This window comes from Janthinobacterium sp. SUN211, from assembly GCF_030587315.1.
GTDB classification, from domain to species: domain Bacteria; phylum Pseudomonadota; class Gammaproteobacteria; order Burkholderiales; family Burkholderiaceae_D; genus Janthinobacterium; species Janthinobacterium kumbetense.
This window is the reverse complement of record NZ_JAPWIC010000003.1, coordinates 268,162-288,776: the sequence shown is the minus strand read 5'-3', so window position 1 is coordinate 288,776 and position 20,615 is coordinate 268,162. Positions and strand designations below refer to the sequence as shown.

At 59.3% G+C, this 20,615-nt stretch carries 14 protein-coding genes and 1 tRNA gene; 4 read left to right on the top strand and 11 right to left on the bottom strand.

What is annotated here, in order from left to right:
• Positions 1-7 precede the first annotated feature (7 nt).
• The 5 genes from O3301_RS12535 to O3301_RS12515 all read right to left on the bottom strand — a co-directional run bounded on the left by O3301_RS12535 (position 8) and on the right by O3301_RS12515 (position 8,126).
• A complete protein-coding gene (locus tag O3301_RS12535) occupies positions 8-1,750 on the bottom strand; it encodes an IlvD/Edd family dehydratase (RefSeq protein WP_099665860.1) in 1,743 nt (580 codons plus the stop codon).
• A 196-nt stretch (positions 1,751-1,946) separates the two neighbouring features.
• The gene (locus O3301_RS12530) at positions 1,947-3,017 is read right to left on the bottom strand and encodes an aldose epimerase family protein (protein ID WP_305056516.1); all 1,071 of its coding nucleotides are present in this window, start codon (positions 3,015-3,017) and stop codon (positions 1,947-1,949) included.
• Positions 3,018-3,034: 17 nt separating this feature from the next.
• Positions 3,035-3,982 carry a glycoside hydrolase family 43 protein gene (locus O3301_RS12525; protein WP_289912499.1) on the bottom strand — a complete coding sequence of 316 codons (948 nt, stop codon included), beginning with the start codon at positions 3,980-3,982 and terminating at the stop codon, positions 3,035-3,037.
• Between the two features lie 24 nt (positions 3,983-4,006).
• A complete protein-coding gene (locus tag O3301_RS12520; protein WP_305056515.1) occupies positions 4,007-5,359 on the bottom strand; it encodes an MFS transporter in 1,353 nt (450 codons plus the stop codon).
• 109 nt (positions 5,360-5,468) lie between these two features.
• Positions 5,469-8,126, bottom strand: a complete 2,658-nt coding sequence (locus O3301_RS12515) for a TonB-dependent receptor (protein WP_305056514.1) — start codon at positions 8,124-8,126, stop codon at positions 5,469-5,471.
• A gap of 300 nt (positions 8,127-8,426) precedes the next feature.
• On the opposite strand from O3301_RS12515, the gene O3301_RS12510 reads away from it, so the two are divergent.
• Positions 8,427-9,104: a type 1 glutamine amidotransferase domain-containing protein gene (locus O3301_RS12510; RefSeq protein ID WP_251349505.1), complete on the top strand. Its 678-nt coding sequence runs from the start codon at positions 8,427-8,429 to the stop codon at positions 9,102-9,104.
• A gap of 762 nt (positions 9,105-9,866) precedes the next feature.
• The gene (locus O3301_RS12505; protein ID WP_305056513.1) at positions 9,867-11,126 is read left to right on the top strand and encodes a DNA cytosine methyltransferase; all 1,260 of its coding nucleotides are present in this window, start codon (positions 9,867-9,869) and stop codon (positions 11,124-11,126) included.
• A 6-nt stretch (positions 11,127-11,132) separates the two neighbouring features.
• On the opposite strand, the gene O3301_RS12500 is transcribed toward O3301_RS12505, so the two are convergent.
• The 3 genes from O3301_RS12500 to O3301_RS12490 all read right to left on the bottom strand — a co-directional run bounded on the left by O3301_RS12500 (position 11,133) and on the right by O3301_RS12490 (position 12,687).
• Entirely contained in the window at positions 11,133-11,948 is an 816-nt protein-coding gene (locus O3301_RS12500) for a hypothetical protein (RefSeq protein WP_305056512.1), read from the bottom strand.
• Entirely contained in the window at positions 11,945-12,208 is a 264-nt protein-coding gene (locus O3301_RS12495) for a helix-turn-helix domain-containing protein (protein WP_305056511.1), read from the bottom strand. The genes O3301_RS12500 and O3301_RS12495 overlap by 4 nt, the downstream gene beginning before the upstream one ends.
• A 403-nt stretch (positions 12,209-12,611) precedes the next feature.
• Positions 12,612-12,687 (bottom strand) — tRNA-Arg (locus O3301_RS12490).
• Positions 12,688-12,886: 199 nt separating this feature from the next.
• Between O3301_RS12490 and O3301_RS12485 the strand changes: the two genes are divergently transcribed.
• A complete protein-coding gene (locus tag O3301_RS12485) occupies positions 12,887-13,450 on the top strand; it encodes a cytochrome c5 family protein (RefSeq protein WP_099665866.1) in 564 nt (187 codons plus the stop codon).
• A 137-nt stretch (positions 13,451-13,587) separates the two neighbouring features.
• Here the strand turns inward: O3301_RS12485 and O3301_RS12480 are convergent, their stop codons facing one another.
• The 3 genes from O3301_RS12480 to O3301_RS12470 form a co-directional block, all read right to left on the bottom strand.
• Entirely contained in the window at positions 13,588-15,663 is a 2,076-nt protein-coding gene (locus O3301_RS12480; protein ID WP_099665867.1) for a M13 family metallopeptidase, read from the bottom strand.
• A gap of 188 nt (positions 15,664-15,851) precedes the next feature.
• A complete protein-coding gene (locus O3301_RS12475) occupies positions 15,852-17,924 on the bottom strand; it encodes a M13 family metallopeptidase (protein ID WP_305056510.1) in 2,073 nt (690 codons plus the stop codon).
• Between the two features lie 153 nt (positions 17,925-18,077).
• Entirely contained in the window at positions 18,078-18,665 is a 588-nt protein-coding gene (locus O3301_RS12470; protein ID WP_305056509.1) for a hypothetical protein, read from the bottom strand.
• A gap of 324 nt (positions 18,666-18,989) precedes the next feature.
• Here O3301_RS12470 and O3301_RS12465 point away from each other — a divergent pair, with 324 nt between their 5' ends.
• The gene (locus O3301_RS12465) at positions 18,990-20,432 is read left to right on the top strand and encodes a S41 family peptidase (RefSeq protein ID WP_289899625.1); all 1,443 of its coding nucleotides are present in this window, start codon (positions 18,990-18,992) and stop codon (positions 20,430-20,432) included.
• Positions 20,433-20,615 lie beyond the last annotated feature (183 nt).

Genomic DNA, 20,615 nt, shown 5'->3' with positions numbered 1-20,615 from the left:
TCTCCGCTTAATGTGAATGGCGCGGCACGGCGGAACCGCGATTGCCGACCAGGAAGTCGAAATCGCAGCCTTCGTCGGCCTGCAACACGTGTTCGATGTACAGTTGCTGGTAGCCGCTCTTCGGTCCGGGCGCGCTGCCCAGTTCGCGGGCCGCCAGGCGCTCGGCGATTTCCGCGTCGCTGATGTCGATGTTCAGGCTGCCGTTGTGGCAATCGAGGGCGATCATGTCGCCATCGCGCACGATGCCCAGCGGGCCGCCCGCCATGGCTTCCGGCGCCACGTGCAAGACCACGGTGCCATAGGCCGTGCCGCTCATGCGCGCATCCGAGATGCGCACCATATCGGTGATGCCTTGCGCCAGCAGTTTCGGCGGCAAGCCCATGTTGCCCACTTCGGCCATGCCCGGATAGCCTTTCGGGCCGCAGTTCTTCATGACCAGCACAGAATCGGCATCGACGTCGAGATCCGGATCAAGGATGCGCGATTTATAGTGTTCGAAATCCTCGAACACGACGGCCTTGCCACGGTGCTGCATCAAATGCGGCGAAGCGGCCGACGGTTTCAAGACGGCGCCGCGCGGCGCCAGGTTGCCGCGCAGCACGCAGATGCCGCCATCGGCCAGCAGCGGGTTGTCCAGGGTGCGCACCACTTCATCGTTGTAGATCGGTGCTTCGACGCAGTTGTCCCACAGCGACTTGCCGTTGACGGTCAGCGCATTCTTGTGCGGCAACAAGTCGCCCTCGCCCAGGCGGCGTATGACGGCCGGCAAGCCGCCCGCATAGTAAAACTCTTCCATCAGGAAACGGCCCGACGGCAGCAAGTCGACGATGGTCGGCGTGCCGCGCCCTACACGGGTCCAGTCTTCCAGCTCCAGGGGCACGCCGATGCGGCCGGCAATCGCCTTCAGGTGGATCACGGCGTTGGTCGAACCGCCGATGGCGGCGTTGACCTTGATGGCGTTTTCAAACGCTTCGCGCGTCAGCACTTTCGACAGGCGCAAGTCTTCGTGCACCATTTCGACGATGCGGATGCCCGACATGTGCGCCAGCACATAGCGGCGCGAATCGACGGCGGGGATGGCGGCATTGTGCGGCAGCGACGTGCCCAGCGCTTCAGCCATGCTGGCCATCGTCGAGGCCGTACCCATGGTGTTGCAGGTACCGGCCGAGCGCGACATGCCCGATTCGGCCGACATGAACTGGTGCAAGGTGATGGAACCGGCCTTCATCTGCTCGTGCAACTGCCATACGGCCGTGCCGGAACCGATGTCCTTGCCATTCAACTTGCCGTTCAGCATGGGGCCGCCGCTGACGACGATGGTGGGGATGTCGACGCTGGCCGCACCCATCAGCAGCGCCGGCGTCGTCTTGTCGCAGCCGACCAGCAGCACGACGGCGTCCATCGGGTTGCCGCGGATCGATTCTTCCACGTCCATCGAGGCCAGGTTGCGCGTCAGCATGGCCGTCGGGCGCAGATTCGATTCGCCGTTCGAGAAGACGGGGAATTCCACGGGAAAACCACCCGCTTCCAGGATGCCGCGCTTGACGTGTTCGGCCAACTGGCGGAAATGCGCGTTGCAGGGAGTCAGTTCGGACCAGGTATTGCAGATGCCGATGATGGGCTTGCCGTGAAACTCGTGGTCAGGTATGCCCTGGTTTTTCATCCAGCTGCGGTACATGAAGCCGTTCTTGTCCTGCGAGCCGAACCACTCGGCAGAGCGCAGGGCAACCTTCTTTTTTGTCTCAGACATGCCATTCTCCTGGTTGTGCTATGCCGGATCTAATGTCGTCGGCCCGGGCAGCGATGTTGGAATACTAAAGAATCCTGCCATGCCTTTCCAATCAATTTTTAATGCGTTCCGATATCGAAAACGGTATCAGCATGCCGTAATGAAAACGCCCTGCGGGCGCGTGGCGGCAGGGCGTGGGCTGTTTTCGCAGGGGTACTTACCCGGCGGAAAAGCGGTACACGGTGTGCGTCCGATATTCCTCGCCCGGACGCAAGATGCTGTTCGGGAAGTGGGACTGATTCGGCGAATCCGGGAAATGCTGGGTTTCCAGGCATAGCGCGCTGCGGTAGCCGTTGGCGCGCAGCTTGCCGGGCTGGCTGCCGTCGAGGAAATTGCCGGAATAGAACTGGACACCGGGCTCCTGCGTGTACACCTGCATCACCCGCCCCGACACGGGATCGCGTACGGTGGCGGCCAGGCTGAGCAGCTGACCGGGCTGTTGATTCAGCACAAAGTTGTGATCGTAGCCACGGCCGATGCGGATCTGTTCGTGCGGCAAGGCTATGCTGTCGCCGATGACGGTGCTCTGGCGCAAGTCGAACGGCGTGCCGGACACGTCCGCAAGTTCGCCCGTGGGAATCGAACCCGCGTCCACGGGCAGATAGCGATCCGCATTGATCATCACCTCGTGGCCGAGGATATCGCCCTGCCCCGCCAGATTGAAATAGCTGTGATTCGTCAAGTTGACGGGCGTGGCCTGGTCCGTCACGGCGTGGTAGCGCAGGCTCAGGGCGTTGTCGTTGTCCAGTTCGTACACGACGGTCACGTCCAGCTTGCCCGGATAGCCATCTTCGCCGTGCGGGCTGCTGCGCGTGAACGTGACGCCGGCGGCATCGTCCCGGGTGAACGGCTCGGCCTGCCACATGACCTGGTGAAAGCCTTGGTTGCCGCCATGCAAGTGATTCGGTGCATTGTTGACGGCCAGCTGGTAATCCTTGCCGTCGAGGCTGAAACGCCCCTCGGCAATGCGGTTGCCGAAACGCCCGATGACGGCGCCCAGGAAAGCGCCATTGGCCAGATAGGGTTCGAGGCGCTCGAAACCAAGCACCACATCGGCCAACGTGCCGTCGCGGTCCGGCACGTGGACTTCGCTGATAATGGCGCCAAAGTCGAGCACCTTGACTTGCATGCCCTGGCGGTTCGTCAGGGTAAACACGGTGACGTGCTGGCCACCGGGCAGGATGCCGAACGGCGCTTGCGTCACTGAAACAGAATCAACTGGGGTCATGGCGTCGGGTCCAGGTTTTACAGGGTCGATGAGCGGCCAAACACGGGCATGCCTTGCGCATCCCAGCGCAGCGGTTTGACGAATGTGTGGCGATCCGGGTTCCACAGCGGGTCGCCGACGATTTCCGTGTAGGTGCGGGCATGGTACACCAGCAATACCCCGTCGCCGTCGTCGGCCGTCGTGAAGCTGTTGTGGCCGGGGCCGTAGATGCCGTGCTCGTAGCAGGTGGCAAACACGGGCTCGGGCGACTTGCTCCACGAGAACGGGTCAAGCAAATCGGCGGACGCGTCGGCCCACAGCAAGCCCATCGCATAATTTTCATCGGTGGCGCTGGCCGAATAGCTGATGAAGATCTTGCCATTGCGTTTCAGCACGGACGGGCCCTCGTTGACCCAGAAGCCGCGGATTTCCCAGTCGAATTCCGGCTTGCTCAACATCACGGGCGGACCGGCCAGCTGCCATGGCGTGGCCATCGGCGCGATATACAGGTTCGAATTGCCTTCGATGGCCACATCTTTCTGCGCCCACAGGTAGTACAGCACGCCGTCGTGCTCGAACGTGGTGGCGTCCAGGCAAAAGGTATCGATGCCCGTATCGATCTGTCCCATGAATTCCCACTCGCCTTCCAACGGGTTGGCATTCGTATTGCGGATCGCATACATGCGGTGCTGGAACAGCTTATGCTTGATTTCGCGGCTCGGCGCGGCGGCGAAATACACATACCAGGCGCCCTGGTTGAAGTGCAATTCCGGCGCCCACACCAGTTCGCTGTACGGACCCGTGTCCGGCTTGTGCCACACGTCGACCGTGGGCGCGTCGGCCAGCCCGGCGATGCTGTCGGCGCGGCGCAGTTCGATGCGGTCGTACTGGGGCACGGAGGCCGTAAAGTAATAATAGCCGTCGCTGTGGCGGTAAATGTGCGGGTCGGCCCGTTGTTCGATCAGCGGTTTCAAGACGTCTGCCATGTTGCTTACTCCATTCAGTTATTCTTACGCGGCGACAAAACCGCGCTTGTGCATCTCTACCTTCACGCCGCTGTAGTACGCATCGCTGATGCGGTACTTGAACATCAGCAAGCCCATCAGCAAGTGGAAAAAGCCGGGGATGATCGACAGCATCAGGGCGATGCCGTTCAGGGCGAATTGCGTTTGCTCATGGTTGGGCTGGTAGTCGAAATACGCGAGCAGCACGCCCACCAGACCGCCCGCCACCGCCATGCCCGCCTTCTGGCAGACGGAAATGCCGCCAAAGGCGAAGCCGGAAACGCGCTTGCCCGTCTTGACTTGACCGTAATCAATGGTTTCCGCGATGGCCGACCAGAACACGGGCGCATGCAAGTCCACCACGAAGGACAGCAGGAAATACAGGGCGAAAGCCAGCACGGTATCGCTCGGTTTTACAAAGAAATAGATCGCCAGGCTGATCAGCGCGACGCCGATCTGCGTGTAGCGGAACAGTTTAACTTTGCAATAGAACTTGGTGATCCAGGTCGAGGCGATCATGGCCAGGATGGCGGCCACCACGCCCGTCGTGAGGAAGGCGGCCACCGTTTCCGTGCTGCCGCCCAGATAGTATTTCGCGTAATAGATGGCGACGGAACCGCGCACCACATAGCCGATGGTGCCCGTGACGCACACGCCGCACAGCACCAGCCACTGGTCGTTCTGCAGCAGCACTTTCAATTGCGCCAGCAACGGTTGCTTTTCCACCACGTGCACGACCCGCTCGGTGGTGGAGAAATAGCAGAACAGGAACAGGGCCACGCCCATGACGGCCATCACGGCCATGGCCGCCTGGTAGCCGACGGCCGGGTTGCCGCCGCCCCAGCGCTGCGACAGGACCGGCACGACGATGGTCACCATGAAGGCGCCGATCTTGGCGAAGAACAAACGGTAGCCGTTGGCCGACAGGCGGTCCTGCGGGTCGCTCGTCAAGCCGCTGATCAGGGAAATATACGGGATGCCCACGCCGGCCGTCATGATCGTCATCAGGATATACGTGGAATATGCCCAGATCAGCTTGGCGTCATACTGCCACTCGGGCGTGCTGAAGACAAAGAAGACGCTGACGCCATACGGCACGGCCAGCCACAGCAGGTAGGGGCGGTAGCGGCCCGAGGCAAAGCTGTAGCGGTCCGTGATCTGGCCCATGACAAGGTCGGCGATGGCGCCGATGACTTTCACGGCTACGAACAGCAGGGCCAGGTCCGTGGTTTTCAAGCCATAGATATCGGTATAGAAAAAGGTGATGATCAACATCATCGACGAAATGACGACATTGAGCGCCATGTCGCCGGCGCCGAAGCCGACCTTTTCAACGGTGGATAATTTTTGCGTCTCCATGCTTTCCGTCCATTCTTTTTATGATGAATCGTGCGTGACTGTCCAACTGACAGGGGCGTTGCCGGCCGAAACCATGGCAACGCCCTTGATTTTTTACTGTGCGATCAACTTACATTTTCCAGCGTAAAGAGAGGCCAACTGTCCGGTCATAGCGGCGCGTATCGCGCGCATACACGCCCGGTTCGTTCCAGTAATCCTTGAACTTGGTGTCGAGCAAGTTATTCCCATCGAGGGTCACGGTGAACTGCTCGTTGATCTTGTACGACAACGAACCGTCGAGCTGGGCCGTCGGCGCCACTTTCAAGTCCAGGCCAGGGCCGCCCTGGTTGTAGCTGTCGATGAATTTCGAGCGCCAGTTGTAGGCCAGGCGACCCGACCAGGCATCTTTTTCGTACAGCAACACCAGATTGTAGGCATAGCGCGACACGCCCGTGATCGCATGGCTGCCCGTCTCGTCGTCGGTCGTGCCGCTCATGTAAGTGCCGTTCGCTTGCAAGCCCAGGCCGCTCAAGATGCCGGGCAAGCCGTCATAGAATTGCTGGTAGCCGATTTCCAGGCCTTGCAGCTTGCCGGCCGCCGTGTTGTACGGGCGGTCCACGTCATACGTCTTGCCGGCAATGGTTTCGCTGGAAATGCGTTGCTGGATATACCCGTCGAACTTGTGGTGGAACACGGTGGCGGTGACGGAACCGGCCGGCGCGAAATACCATTCCAGTGCCGCGTCGACGTTGTCGCCCACGACCGGTTTCAAGTTCGGATTGCCGCCCGCGCCCGTCGCTTTCACCGTTTCCGTCGAATTGACGAGGGCCACGCCCGGGTTCAGCTGGGAAAAGCCGGGACGGCTGATGGTGCGGCCGGCAGCGAAGCGGCCGACCAGGTCCGAACGCAGCTTGATTTTCAGGGCCACGCTCGGCAGCACATCGGTGCTGGACGTGTCGCTGACGACGGGCGTGTAGACGCCGTCCTGCGAGCTGTTGCCTTGCAAGCTTTGCTCGGTGCGCACGACGCGCACGCCCAGAGTACCGTCGACGGGATAGTCAGCCAGCTTGAAGGCGACCTTTGCCTTGGTGTAGATGGAATACGTCTTTTCCGTGTCCTTGAAGAACGAACCCGGATCCATGGCGCGCGCCGCGCTGCTGCCCGTGACGGCTTGGCGCACGGTGCCCGTGTTATTGAGCAAGAAACTGGCGCATGGCGTGTACCACTGCTTCAAGCCGTAGTCGGGACCGCCGCTGGACATCGGTTCCGACAAGCAATTGAGGCCTGGAATCGACGTCACGCTCTGGCGGCCGAATGGAAACGCGGCGCCGGATACGTCCGGTGCTTCCGCATTGCCCTCGAAACTCTTGATCGATTCGGCTTCGCGCTTGACGCCGCGCAAGCCGACGCTGATTTCCTTGAAGATGCCGCCGGCACCCGGCGTGTAGGCCAGGTCGGCGCGCACATCGTTCGAGCTGCCCTGGTCCTGGCCGTAGCGGTCGAAAAAGCCCTTCAAATAGTAATTCGACGGGTCTTGCAAGTCGATGCCCGTGTAATCGACGTGCAAGGTGCCGTTCTGGTTGGTATTGATGGTGGCGTTCGGCACTTGCGTGATGGCGTCGAGGATGGGGTTGCGCCATTTGAAGGTACTTCTGGTGCTGGCCACCTCCGACGTGAAACGCCATTCCGGGTTGATATCCCACAAACCGCCGACGGCAAACTGGTGCGTTTTCGTCTCGTTCTTGTTCGCCTGCGTCGACATGATGGTGTTGACGTTGGTCGAGGTCAATGTTTGCAGCTGGTTGGTACCGGGAATTTTGGTGGCGGACACGGGCGTGCCCCACCATGGCAAGCCGACGAAGTAATCGGACTCGGCATCGAGCAGGAAGCGCGTGGCCATGCCTTCCGCGTACAGCTCGACGTCGGCGTTCGGACGCCATTGCAGCACGGCATTGGCGGTCGTGCGGCGGCGATCGCCCTTGATCGGCAGCAAACCCACCTGGTCCGGCCCCGTCAAACCGGGCAACAGGAAACTTTTATCCACGGGCGCCGTATTGAATGCGCGTTCTTCATGGTAACGGTGCTGCTGCTGCGACAAGCCCAGCAGCGCGCCCACTTCGCCGATGCCCGTCTTCCAGCGGTTCGCCACCATGCCGCTGATGTTCGGGTCGGTGGCTTTCGATTTGTCGCTGTAGACGGCGCGCGTATTCACGCTGGCGGTAAATTCCTTGAAGTCGAACGGGCGGTTGGTGCGCACGTCGATGATGCCGGCCACGCCGCCTTCGACCTGGTCCGCGCCCTGCGATTTGTACACGTCCACGCGCTGCAGCATGGTGGCGGGAATGTCGGCCAGGTTGACGTAGCGGCCCGTGGTGGTGAACAGTTCGCGGCCATTGAGCAGGGTCGTGACGTCGCGCAAGCCGCGGATCATGACGGCGCTGGCCTCGCCCGAATCGCGGCGGATCTGGATGCCGGAAATGCGCGCCAGGGTTTCGGCAACATTGTTATCAGGGAATTTGCCGATGTCGTCGGCCACGATGGAATCGATGACCTGGTCCGAGCGCATCTTGATCTGCTGCGAATTTTGCGCCGAGCGGCGCACGCCGCTGACGGTCACGACCGACACTTCCGCAGCGGGCTCGACACTGGCATCGGCCGTCACCGCCTCCTGCGCCCATACCGAAGCCGTGCTCAGCAAGCCAATACCGGCCAATGCCGCAACGGCAGCCTTCAAGGTGAATGGACGAGGGGAAGTGGCCGCGAGCGGGCCGGTGGCGTTGCGCATCATGAATCTCCAGATATTGTATTGATATTTTTGCACTGCTTGCATGTCGTTCGCATGCTCGGCGTTTATCTTAGGGGCTGGGCGATAATCTCTCCAATCAATTTTTCCACTGTTTCGATATCAATTTTGATATCGGCAACTGGAACACTTTGGAGGTTGCAAATGGACAACGGCAGGGGCGTCGCGGGCGTTTTCATCACAGGCGCGCACAAAAAACAGGCAGCACTGGCGTGCAGCATGAAAGTGCGAACAGGATTAAGCTGATGGCGTAACACTCCCCCCACCGCTTGCACAGGAGTTCGCATGAACGTTTTAATGGTATTGACCTCGCACGACCAGCTGGGCGACACGGGCCACAAGACCGGCTTCTGGCTGGAAGAATTCGCCGCCCCGTACTACGTGCTGAAAGACGCGGGCGCGCACCTGACCTTGGCTTCGCCCAAGGGCGGCCAGCCGCCGCTGGACCCGAAGAGCGACGCCCCCGAATCGCAGACGGCCGCCACGGCCCGCTTCAAGGCCGATCCGGCCGCTCAGGCCGCGCTCGCTTCCACCGTCCTGCTGTCCAGCGTGAAAGCGGCCGACCATGACGCCGTGTTCTATCCGGGCGGCCACGGCCCCCTGTGGGACCTGGCCGAAGACCGGGACTCGATCGCCCTCATCGCAGCGCTGCAGTCAGCCGGCAAGCCCGTCGCCGCCGTCTGCCACGCCCCCGGCGTCTTGCGCCACGTCAAAGGCGGCGATGGCCAGCCGCTGGTGAAGGGCAAGCAGGTGACGGGTTTCACGAATACGGAAGAAGACGCCGTGGGCCTGACGAAAGTCGTGCCCTTCCTGGTGGAAGACATGCTCAAGGATAACGGCGGCATCTACTCGAAGGGCGCGGACTGGGCGCCATATGTGCTGACGGACGGCATCTTGATCACCGGGCAGAATCCGGCCTCGTCGGAGGCGGCGGCGCAGGCGTTGCTGAAATTGCTGAAGTAACGCGCCACGTTATAGCGAAGCCATGGCGGAGCGCAGCAACTTGCTCAACTGGGGCAAAGCCTTGCGCTTCGTAGGTGGCAATCAATTCGGCTGAGGATCTGGGCGGTTTGCGCAATCGTGCCCGATTTTCCTTGACGACAGCAAGCATGCGTGTGGGGGCCAGTTCATACTGGGCCACCAGAAAATCATCCGGGTGCAAGACTTCAATGTTGTGCCCGCGCATGAGCGCGTCTGGGAAGTTGCGTTACCACTCCTCCTATATCTGCGCTGCCCAGCGTACGCAAGATACCCTCCGCCGCCAAACTCAGCAATAGATCGCGCAATGATGTCGAAGACAACACATAGGTATGGAGGACGTCGGTGTAACGTTAGTATTCGGCCATCAATACCCAAGTTCAAGCTCTTGCGCCTTATCTGGCAAGGCCTGCTGCGAACGCCGTTTACGCTCATCCTTGTACTGCCCCCCTCTCAAACCGCAGCCGGCGGGAGGTCAAACAGAGTGGGGCAATTCGGCGCGCAAAAGAACATCCATGCATCCAAGCACCCGGCTCTCCTTGCATGCGGTGACAACGCGTTGCTCGTCAGTGAGGGTTGATCGACTCAATATCGCAGGTGAGCCAGAAACCTTAACGACTTAACAATCCAGGCGTTGATGTGCATCTAACGAACACCTGGCGCGCTCAAAAGAACTCAGCTTCCCGACGAGGTATACGCGGTAAAATTATCCGTTATCACGTAAAAGAAGCAGGATTGAAGACGGACATGGAAGAATCTAGCAAGAACGACAAGAACATGGCAAGTTGGAATGTTCTCGACTTGTTCTCTGGGGCTGGTGGGATGAGCTTTGGATTTCACAGTCATCCAAGTTTCCGAATTATCGGAGCGGTGGATGCACAGAACGGGAAACCTAGCTCAGGGAAAGGTACATTGGAATGTAATTCGACGTATGGCGCGAACATGGGTATCACCCCACTTCACGCCGACATTGGCGAACTTAGCGAGGGCCAACTCCGGGAGTACTTGTTGCAAACAAGCGGCACAGATCACGTGGACGTGCTAATTTCTTGTGCGCCATGCACAGGATTCTCCCGTACAGTTCGAAAAAATTTGGTCGAAGATGACCCGCGCAATAGCTTGGTTTTGCGAAGCGCAGAATTCGTTAAGATGTTTCAACCTTCCGTTTTCTTAATGGAAAACGTAGGGGAGCTTTTACGAGGGAAATTCGCGCAGTATTTCGCTGAACTGAAAAGCCAACTTGAAGAACTTGGCTACACTGTCACTGCTGAGCTTCACGCACTCGAAAAGTTTGGGCTGCCGCAATCGCGTCGTCGTGCACTAGTTGTTGCGGTTAAGAATCCATTAAAGTTAAGAACGATTCACGACCTTTGGCAAGGTTATGCCGTTCGGCCAGAGAGCACGACGGTTCGAGCAGCTATCGGCCACCTTCCCAATATTTTGGCCGGAGAGAGCCACCCTCACGACCTCTTGCACGTTTCACCAAATTTCTCTCCCAAAGGAATGCAAAGGTTAAAGCTGATCCCAAAAGATGGTGGATCATGGCCAGATTTGTTGAAGGTACCAGGAGGAGCTGAACTATTGATTCCCTCAATGATGCGTCAAGTAGCTAAAGGAGGTTTCGGCCCATATACGGATGTTTACGGAAGGCTTGCTTGGGACAAACCAGCGGTAACTTTGAAGCGGGAATGCGGGAGCACTGGTAACGGGCGTTATTGCCATCCGGAGCAAGATCGGCATTGTACGGTCCGGGAAATGGGGATACTGCAAGGCTTTCCACGGACCTATAAGTTTGTGGCACGGTCCGCATCTAACATGTACCGCCATATTGGTGACGCAGTACCACCCCTAATTTCATTTCAGCTTGCACACTTGACAAGCTGGATTCTTACAGGAGAAAAGCCATCTATTTACGATGCCATCCTGCCGAACTCTCATTTATCGAAAGATGACATTGAGGAATTACAGGTGGCCACCCATCAAATGCAGCTAACGCTGCAAGACTAATCGGCCTCACTCGTCATCTTCAGGTATGGGAGGATCAACGGGGATCCCCCATACAGCGTGAAGCCTACAGTAATTAACATTTAGAGAGGCCACGGTGATTTTCTCAACGCTTCCATCCATTCGTAGTAAGAATACGCGGGGCGAAAGCGCAGTCTTATCTATGCTCACTTTGGCCCCAAAGGTGTTATTTTTTGTCGCGAGTGTGAAATCCTTGGCTGTTAAATTTTCGATCAAGCGAAGCTTATCAATTGGGATTTCCCAAAGCTCATAACGAACATGCGTCCGCGTCTTATGCTGTAAAACGTCGAATGCTCGTAATGTCAGTATCCGGTCATATTGCTCTAGGTGTCCAAGTATGCGCTCTTTGGCCACATCGCCGCGTCGCTCGGTTGCGGCAACCTCCCGAATCCATCTGGCCTCCATAAGTTTAGATATCTTGATGTATTTTGCGGAGATATTTTTGTCAGCCTCAGTTTTGAGTGAGTATTTCGTGCCTGAGACAATAACGTCTGCGCCGGGATTGGTTTGACTCGCCGTGATTTCGGCAGTGAATCCCTCCGCTCTACATGCATTCCTGAAAGCAAATTCAAACGCCTTTTTCTTGAATTTCTCGTCGTTTGTTGCATGATGAACAAGAAGAACATTTGCGAAGTAGCGCCAAAATGACGCACTGCCTAAAACCGGGTCCGATGAGTGAGGCTGGCCCCCCACTGGCCTAACAAGTGCATCAGCAATATCAGCGAGAATTTGAAGCTGCTCGGCCTGGAAGTTCATGCACTCTAACTTCCGACTCAGTTCTTGAGTGGTGGAAACGGCCGTCATCCGTTCGCCCTCGTTTGAGCCAGGCCTTCCGCCTCTCCTGTTAATAAAGATAGGCTGATTCCCAGTTTGGCTGAAATTTTGCTCAGATTACTTATTGTTACGTTACGCTCACCCCGTTCAATTCCGCCGACATACGTCCGGTGTAGGCCGACAACTTCAGCAAATGCTTCTTGACTTAATCCTTGTGCAACACGCCTTGTCCGTACGACTTCCCCTATTGCCTGAAGTAGCTGTTCTTGGTTTGTGGATTTCAGTTTCATTCCTGCAAGGTAATAGTCTGATGACTTTACATCTACAGACTATAAGTAGCATCCTAGATTCACGCACTGGTTGGAATCTAAGCACCGGTACTATCCTGACGGACCCATCGTGTTGACTAGTAGATGAACCGCTCCATTGGAATCAACACACTCAGTGGCGTTGAATGAGCGCGCGTTCTGGCGTGGGCTTTCGTCAACGTCAGTACGGTGTGTGCCCTAGGGAACGAGAAATACACCATGCAGGAGGGAGTTCTCCTGAGAAATGGTAGCGGGGGAAACGCCGGCTATTAGAAGGACCCGATGCGAGCACAATTTGAGTACGGTGATGGGCTAAAATTATTATTAGTTTGCATTAACGCGATCAGCAAACTCTCAACTAACTCATTGACTCTCAAAGTAACGATGGTGCGGCTGGCGGGGATCGAACCCACGACCCTTGGCTTCGGAGGCCAATACTCTATCCACTGAGCTACAGCCGCGTAGGGGGAATTTCTGAAGTGATGCGAAGGATACCGTTTTTCTTTACCTACGTCTACGGAAACTGTCGTATCGCTGGCAATTGCATGTCGCTGCTCAATTTTTGTGCCTATAATTGTGGGTTTCATAAAGGTTTACATACAAGCATGTAAAAATGCTACCTTACACGGCCATCAGTTTCAAATCTGGACTAAGGACATCATGAGCGACGCACATAACGAACAACAATCAGCGATCAAAACGCCTAAACAATTGCTTGCCGCCGTAGCTGGCTTCTTCCTCATCACCGTCATCGGCATCATTCTGCTGGTGCAGTTCGTCACGGCGCAAAAACTGACGGGCGCCGGTACGGACAGCCAGTCACCGGAAGCCATCGCCGAGCGCCTGAGCCCAGTGGCCAACGCCGGCTTTACCTTCAAGGATGCCAGCGGTCCGAAAGTGTTGCAAAGCGGCGAAGCCGTGTACACGGCAACCTGCGTGGCTTGCCATGGCGCCGGCGTGGCCGGTGCACCGAAGTTTGGCGATGCGGGCAGCTGGTCGGCCCGCCTGGCCCAGGGCTACGATACGGTCCTGAAACACGCGATCGAAGGCTTGCGCGCGATGCCGGCCAAGGGCGGCAATCCCGACCTCGACGATGTGGAAGTGGCGCGCGCCGTCGTCTACATCGCCAACGCGTCGGGCGGCAAGTTCAAGGAACCGGAAGTGCCGGCACCGGCCGCTGCCGCTGATGGCGCCGCCGCACCAGCCGCGGAACCGGCCAAGTAAGCAGCGTCACACCCGTTTCCAGGAACCGCCCGCCAGGGCGGTTTTTTTTTACCCATCGTTTGCGCCAGATCACACGGCGTAAAAAAGCCGCCCGGCTTGCGCGGGGCGGCTGGCAACTTATGCCTCGGACTAGCGTCTTACCACATGATGACGCGGTCTTTCGGTGGCAGATACATCTTGTCACCCGGTTTCACGTCAAACGCCTGGTAGAAGCCGGGCTGGTTGCGCATGGTGCCGTTGGCGCGGAACTGGCCTGGCGAGTGCGGGTCCGTTTTCAGCAAGACCAGTTGCTGCGCTTCGCGCATCTTCATGCGCCAGACCTGGGCAAAACCCGCATAGAAGCGCTGCTCGCCCGTGAAACCGTCGATGACGGGGGCTTTCTTGCCGTTCAGCGACAATTTGTACGCTTTATACGCGATCGCCACGCCGGAATTGTCGGCGATGTTCTCGCCCAGGGTCAGTTCGCCGTTGACGAAGTGGCCCTTGACGGGGCTGAAGCTGTTGTACTGCGCCACCAGCTGCTTGGTTTTCTTGGCGAAGTTTTTATGGTCGGCCTTGGTCCACCAGTCGCGCAAGTTGCCGTCGCCGTCGTACTGGGCGCCCTGGTCGTCGAAGCCGTGGCTGATTTCATGGCCGATCACGCCGCCGATGGCGCCGTAGTTGACGGCGTCGTCCGCGTTGGCGTCGAAGAACGGCGCTTGCAGGATGGCGGCCGGGAAGACGATTTCATTCAGTTCCGGGTTGTAATAAGCATTCACGGTCTGCGGCGTCATACCCCACTCATCGCGGTCGATAGGCTGGCCCAGCTTGTTCAATTCGCGGTTGTAGTTGAGCAAGTGCGAACGCTGGATGTTGCCGATCAAATCGTCCGGCGCCACCGTCAGGCCCGAGTAATCGCGCCATTTGTTCGGATAGCCGATCTTGGTGGTGAACTTGGACAGCTTGATTTGCGCCTGTTTCTTGGTGACGGGGCTCATCCAGTCCAGCTTGTCGATGCTTTGCTGGTAGGCCGTCATCAGGTTTTTCACCAGCGCTTCCATGCGCACCTTGCGCTCGGCCGGGAAATACTGCTCCACGTACAGTTGGCCCACGGCTTCGCCCAGCGCGCCTTCGACGGCGCCCACGCCGCGTTTCCAGCGCGGACGCATTTCCGTCACGCCCGTCAGGGTGGTGCCATAAAACGCGAAGTTTTCATCGACATACGCTTTCGGCAGGTAGCCGGCGTTGGCGTGCAGCAAGTGCCACTGGAAGTAGGCTTTCCACGTTTCCAGCGGCGTCTTGTTGGCGATCTCGGCAAAACCTTTCAGGTAGCTGGGCTGGCTGACGATCACGTAATTGACCTTGCCGGCGATGCCCGTGTCCTTCAGGTAGCGGGCCCAGTCGTAGCCTGGCGCCACGGCGGCCAGTTTCGCCAGTTCCACCTTGTTGTAGGTCTTGACGGGGTCGCGGTTCTGCACATTGCTCCATTGCGCCTTGGCCAGTTCCGTTTCCAGCGCGAGGATGGCTTTCGCATTCGCGGCAGCGTTCGCGTCGCCGGCCAGGCTGAGCATTTTTTCCACGTGGGCCAGGTATTTGGCGCGCGTATCGGCCTTGCCTGCTTCCAGGTAGTAATCGCGGTCAGGCAAGCCCAGGCCGCTTTGCACGATGTCGGCCACGTATTTGGTGGAATCCTTGGCGTCCTGGTGGATGCCGAAGTCGTAAGGCGAGGTCACGCCCAGCTTGCTGAAGTGGGCGATTACGGCCGGCAATTCCGCCTTGTCCTGCAGCGCGGCGATCTTCGCCAGCTCCGCGTTCAACGGTGTCAGACCCAGGCTTTCCAGCTTGGCTTCATCCATGAAGCTGTTATAAAAATCGCCGATTTTCTGGGCATTCGAACCGGCCGCGCGGGCCTTGTCGGCGGCGGCGCCTTCGACGATGCCGCGCAGCTGCGTTTGCGTATCGTCAGCCAGCTTGGCAAAGCTGCCCCAGCTCGACTTGTCGGCAGGAATGACCGTTTCCGCCAGCCATTTGCCATTCAGGTGCTGGAACAGGTCGTCCTGCGCGCGCACGGCAGGGTCGACGTATTCGACGGCGATGCCGGACGTCAGCGCGGCGGCGGCGACAGCCGTGGCGGGAGCGGCGGCGGCTTTCTTGGCCGTATCAGCGGCGCCAGCCATGCCGGACACGCCGGCCAGCAAACTCAGGGTCAATGCACTTAACAAATAACGATTCACGGTTGTCCTCTATATTGTATTGTGTGGAATATAAGGGTCAGAAGGCCCAAGGCTTCTGGCCCGGTTTTTGACTGTAGCATACAGGCCGAAACGACAGAAAGAACTTTGACCGGAATGCAAAAAAGACCACGCGAGGTGGCCTTTTCTGTTGTTACAGTAGTACGTTTTTCACGACGACGCGCATGCGCTTACCAGATGATGACGCGGTTTTCCGGCGCAACATACATCTTGTCGCCCGGTTTCACGCCAAACGCTTCGTAGAAGCCAGGCTGGTTGACCATGGTGCCATTGGCGCGGTACTGGCCCGGCGAATGGGGATCGGTCTTGATTTGCACGATCTGCTGCGCTTCACGCATCTTGCTGCGCCACACCTGGCCAAAGCCCATGTAGAAGCGCTGGTCGCCCGTCAAGCCGTCGAGCACGGGTGCCGGCTTGCCGCCCAGCGAAATTTTATAGGCCTTGTAGGCGATCGCCACGCCCGAGTTGTCGGCGATGTTCTCGCCCAGGGTCAGGGCGCCGTTGACGTGATAGCCCGGCAATGGGCTGTAACCGTCATATTGCTTGGTCAGCGCGTCGGCCTTGGCGGCGAAGTTCTTGCGGTCGGCCGGGGTCCACCAGTCGCGCAGGTTGCCGTCGCCATCGGACTGGCTGCCCTTGTCGTCGAAGCCGTGGCTGATTTCATGGCCGATGACGGCGCCGATGGCGCCATAGTTGACGGCGTCGTCCGCGTTGGCGTCGAAGAACGGCGGCTGCAGGATGGAGGCCGGGAAGACGATTTCATTCATCGTCGAGCTGTAATAGGCATTCACCGTCTGCGGCGTCATGCCCCACTCTTCGCGGTCGATCGGTTTACCCAGCTTGGCCACCTGGCGCGCGGAGCCGAAGTTGGCGGCGCGCATCATGTTGCCCACCAGGTCGCCCTGGACGATTTGCAGCTTCGTGTAATCGCGCCATTTGTTCGGATACGCGATCTTCGGCGTGAACTTGGCCAGCTTGGCTTGCGCTTCCTTCTTGGTTTCCGGGCTCATCCAGTCCAGGGTGTCGATGCTGTCCTTGTAGGCGGCCAGCACGTTTTTCACCAGTTCCTGCATGTGCGCCTTGCGTTCTGCCGGGAAATATTGCGCCACGTACAGTTTGCCGACGGCTTCGCCCAGCACGCCTTCGACGGCGCCCACGCCACGCTTCCAGCGCGGCTGGTTTTCCGTCACGCCGCTGAGTACCGTGCCGTAGAAGGCAAAGCTTTCATCGACGAAGTTTTTCGACAGGTAGCTGGCATAGCTGCGCAGCAACTGCCATTCGAAATACGCTTTCAGGGTGTCCAGGTCGCTTGACGCCAGCACCTTGTTGTAGCCGGCCAGGTAGCTTGGCTGGTTGACGATGACGTAATCGACCTTGTTGGCGATGCCCAAGGCGGCCAGGCCGGACTTCAGGTCGTAGCCTGGGGTCAGCTCGTTCAGCGTGTTGATGTCGGTCTTGTTGTAGCGTTTGACAGGGTCGCGGTTCTCGACCTTGGTCCATTGCACTTCGGCCAGGGCCGTTTCCAGCGCCACGACAGCCTTGGCGCGGGCGGCGGCGTTCTTGTCGCCGGCCATGGCCAGCATTTTTTCCACGTGCGCCTGGTATTTTTCTTTGACGCCAGCCTGCTTGGCTTCCAGGTAGTAGTCGCGGTCCGGCATGCCCAGGCCGCTCTGGCTCACGTAGGCCGCATATTTCGTCGAAGCACGGGCATCCTGGCCCACGTAGACGGCGTACGGCGTGGCCACGCCCGTCTGGCTCAGGTGAGCGATCAGGGCAGGCACGCCCTTCTTGTCGCGCAGCGAGCGGATGCGGTTCAGTTCGCCAGCCAGCGGCTTCGTGCCCAGCGCCTCGAGCTTGGCTTCATCCATGTAGCTGGCGTACAGGTCGCTGATTTTCTGCGCTTCGGAACCGGCTTTTCTGTTCTTGTCCTTTTGCGTGGCTTCGATGATGCCGCGCAACTGTGGCGTGGTGTCATCGCGCAGCTTGGCGAACGAACCCCAGCTCGACTTGTCGGCAGGAATCTCGGCCGTGGCCAGCCACTTGCCATTCAAATGGGTAAAGAAATCGTCCTGCACGCGCACGGCGGGGTCGATGTACTGCACATCGATGCCGGAAACGACGCCGGCGGCGGCAGGTGCGGAAGGTGCCACGGTCGGGGCGGCAACGGCGGATGCGGGTTCGGCGGCATGGGCAAACGCAGCCAACAGGGTCAGGGTCAGACTGCTCAAGAGATAGCGATTCACGGATTGTCCTTATGGGGCATGTCAAAAAGACCGGGCGGATAGCTTCGGGCGGATAGCCTGCCGCGCCAGGCGCTGCAGGAATGTAGCACGCAAGCATGCCTTTTGGCCATCCTTGCCCCTTGCTTGCCCCCCGCGCTTGCCCCCTGCTTACCCTCAGTTGCCGGGCAAGGTGATACCGGCGCCCCCGCTGCCCATGCTCACGCCCGCGCCGCCCATGCCCCCCTTGCCACCACCCTTGCGCCCGCCGTGCTCGCCACCGGGCGCGCCGCGCGATTCGCTGCGGGGCGCGGCGGCGTCCATCACGCGCGCCATCTGGCCGGCGATGAACTGGGCCACCATCTGGCGCTGGTTCTCGTCCAGGGCATCGTTGACGCTCAGCCACCATTCGCGCAGCTGCTTTTCCTCGGCCAGGCTCTGCGTGCTTTCTATGTCCAGGCCGGCGAGCAAGTCGCGCAGCTCCAGCCTGGGCGTTTGCAAACCCTGCGCCACGCCCGCTTGCAGGCGTTCGCGGCGCGCCTTGCGTTCGCGCAACAGCTGACGCGATTTCCCTTCCACCTGCTGCCACAAGGTGGTCTGATTCGCATTGAGCTTCAATTCCGTCCTGAAATCGGGCGCCATCGGCAGCAAGTCTTCCAGGCGCATGTCGGCAATCGGCACGGCCGAGGCGGTCAAGGCGGTGGCGCCCAGCAGCAAGGCCAGGCTGAAACGGCGCACGGCGGGGAGAAAGGTCAACGAGGTCATGGGGGCTCCGGATAAAAAAAAGCCTGCGTCCGCAGACGCAGGCAAAACCACTTCGGGTCGAGAATGCGAGTCCACTATAGGGCCGCGGCACACGCTTTTTTTCGACTCTTACAAATGCTTACTCCCCTCAAGAGTAACTATACATCGCATACAAAACCGCAACATATGGCAAGCTGGCGAGCCCGTTTTCGCGCATAGACTGGGCCCAGGCACGCTTTTTCCACGGCCGGCCCACGCCGGCAGAGATTCAGGTCTATACTTTCAGGAAAGCGCCGCTCCACGGGGACTGGCGCTTGTGCAAGACACGCTAGCTGCAAAGGTGCAATGATGGGCAAACTCAAAAATACCGGCTTGATCGGCCTGGGCGTGGTGGCCGGCGTCGCCGTGTCGCTGCAATTTTCCGCCATGGCGCAAAAAAACGTCGAGCCGCCCCTGCCGCTGGAAGAGCTGCGCCAGCTGGCCGACGTGTTTGGCCTGATCAAGTCCGATTACGTGGAACCCGTCGAAGACAAGAAATTGCTGGAAGACGCCATTTCCGGCATGGTCGCCTCGCTCGACCCCCATTCCGCCTATCTGGACAAGAAAGCCTACGCCGAACTGCGCGAAGGCTCCGAAGGCAAGTTCGTCGGCCTGGGCATTGAAATTGGCCTGAGCGAAGACGGCTACATCAAGATCGTCTCGCCCATCGAGGATTCGCCCGCCTACCGCGCCGGCATCAAGGCAGGCGATCTGATTACCCGCCTCGACGGCCAGCCCGTGAAAGGCGTCAGCCTCGACGACAACGTCAAGCGCATGCGCGGCGAGCCGGGCACCAAGGTGTCGCTGACCATTGCCCGCAAGGATGAACCGCAGCCGCTGGCCTTCACCATCACGCGCGAGGAAATCCACCAGAAGAGCGTGAAGGCGAAGATGGTCGAGCCGGGCTACGCCTGGCTGCGCGTGTCGCAATTCCAGGAACCGACCGTCGACGACATGGCCGCGCAGATCACGGCGCTCTACAAGCAAGACCCGAACATCAAGGGCATGGTGCTCGACCTGCGCAACGATCCGGGCGGCGTGCTGCAGGGCGCCATCGGCGTGTCGGCCGCCTTCCTGCCGAAGGATGCGGCCATCGTCTCGACCAACGGCCAGTTGCCGGACTCGAAGCAGGTGTTCTACGGCCGCGCCGAATACTATACGTTCCGCTCGGAAGGCGATGCCCTGGCGAAATTGCCGGCCGCCATCAAGAAAGTGCCGCTGGTGGTGCTCGTCAACACGGGTTCGGCCTCGGCCTCGGAAATCGTCGCCGGCGCCCTGCAGGATTACAAGCGCGCCACCATCATCGGCACGCAAACCTTCGGCAAGGGTTCCGTGCAAACCATCCGCCAATTGACTGCCGACACGGCCGTCAAGCTGACGACGGCCCGCTATTACACGCCGAACGGGCGCTCGATCCAGGCCAAGGGCATCGTGCCCGACCTGCTGGTCGATGAAAATGCGGACGGCGACGGCTTGAACGGCTTGCGCATCCGCGAAGCGGACCTCTCCAAGCACCTGAGCAACGACCGCGACAAGGAAAGCGCCAAGGCCGCCCCCGTCAACGACGAGATGGAAGAGCAATTGCGCATCATCGCCCTGGAAAAGACCCGCAAACCGTTGGAATTCGGCAGCCAGGACGATTTCCAGCTGCACCAGGCGCTGAACCACCTGAAAGGTTTGCCGGTGCAACTGGCCAAGGCCGAACCGGTGGTGGTGCAAGCCGACGTCAAGCAAGAACAGAAGAAGTAAACAGCAGCGCCAGCAGCACGGCGGGGGGCGCCATGCCCCCCGTTACCCCGTCCACGCGACAAAAATCAATCTTCCGCCACACTTCCCCCTGCCCCGCAACACGAAACTCTCTACAGTCGAGCCCGTTTGTGTAAAATTTGCTTCACTTATCGGCATCGCGCCGATTGCCAAATTTGAAAGTTT

Bases quoted from the DNA above. Each gene is read 5' to 3' on its own strand.
- O3301_RS12535 (WP_099665860.1), bottom strand. From the start codon at position 1,750: ATGTCTGAGACAAAAAAGAAGGTTGCCCTGCGCTCTGCCGAGTGGTTC.
- O3301_RS12470 (WP_305056509.1), bottom strand. From the start codon at position 18,665: ATGACCTCGTTGACCTTTCTCCCCGCCGTGCGCCGTTTCAGCCTGGCC.
- O3301_RS12520 (WP_305056515.1), bottom strand. From the start codon at position 5,359: ATGGAGACGCAAAAATTATCCACCGTTGAAAAGGTCGGCTTCGGCGCC.
- O3301_RS12465 (WP_289899625.1), top strand. From the start codon at position 18,990: ATGATGGGCAAACTCAAAAATACCGGCTTGATCGGCCTGGGCGTGGTG.
- O3301_RS12525 (WP_289912499.1), bottom strand. From the start codon at position 3,982: ATGGCAGACGTCTTGAAACCGCTGATCGAACAACGGGCCGACCCGCAC.
- O3301_RS12505 (WP_305056513.1), top strand. From the start codon at position 9,867: ATGGAAGAATCTAGCAAGAACGACAAGAACATGGCAAGTTGGAATGTT.
- O3301_RS12510 (WP_251349505.1), top strand. From the start codon at position 8,427: ATGAACGTTTTAATGGTATTGACCTCGCACGACCAGCTGGGCGACACG.
- O3301_RS12530 (WP_305056516.1), bottom strand. From the start codon at position 3,017: ATGACCCCAGTTGATTCTGTTTCAGTGACGCAAGCGCCGTTCGGCATC.
- O3301_RS12495 (WP_305056511.1), bottom strand. From the start codon at position 12,208: ATGAAACTGAAATCCACAAACCAAGAACAGCTACTTCAGGCAATAGGG.
- O3301_RS12515 (WP_305056514.1), bottom strand. From the start codon at position 8,126: ATGATGCGCAACGCCACCGGCCCGCTCGCGGCCACTTCCCCTCGTCCA.
- O3301_RS12485 (WP_099665866.1), top strand. From the start codon at position 12,887: ATGAGCGACGCACATAACGAACAACAATCAGCGATCAAAACGCCTAAA.
- O3301_RS12500 (WP_305056512.1), bottom strand. From the start codon at position 11,948: ATGACGGCCGTTTCCACCACTCAAGAACTGAGTCGGAAGTTAGAGTGC.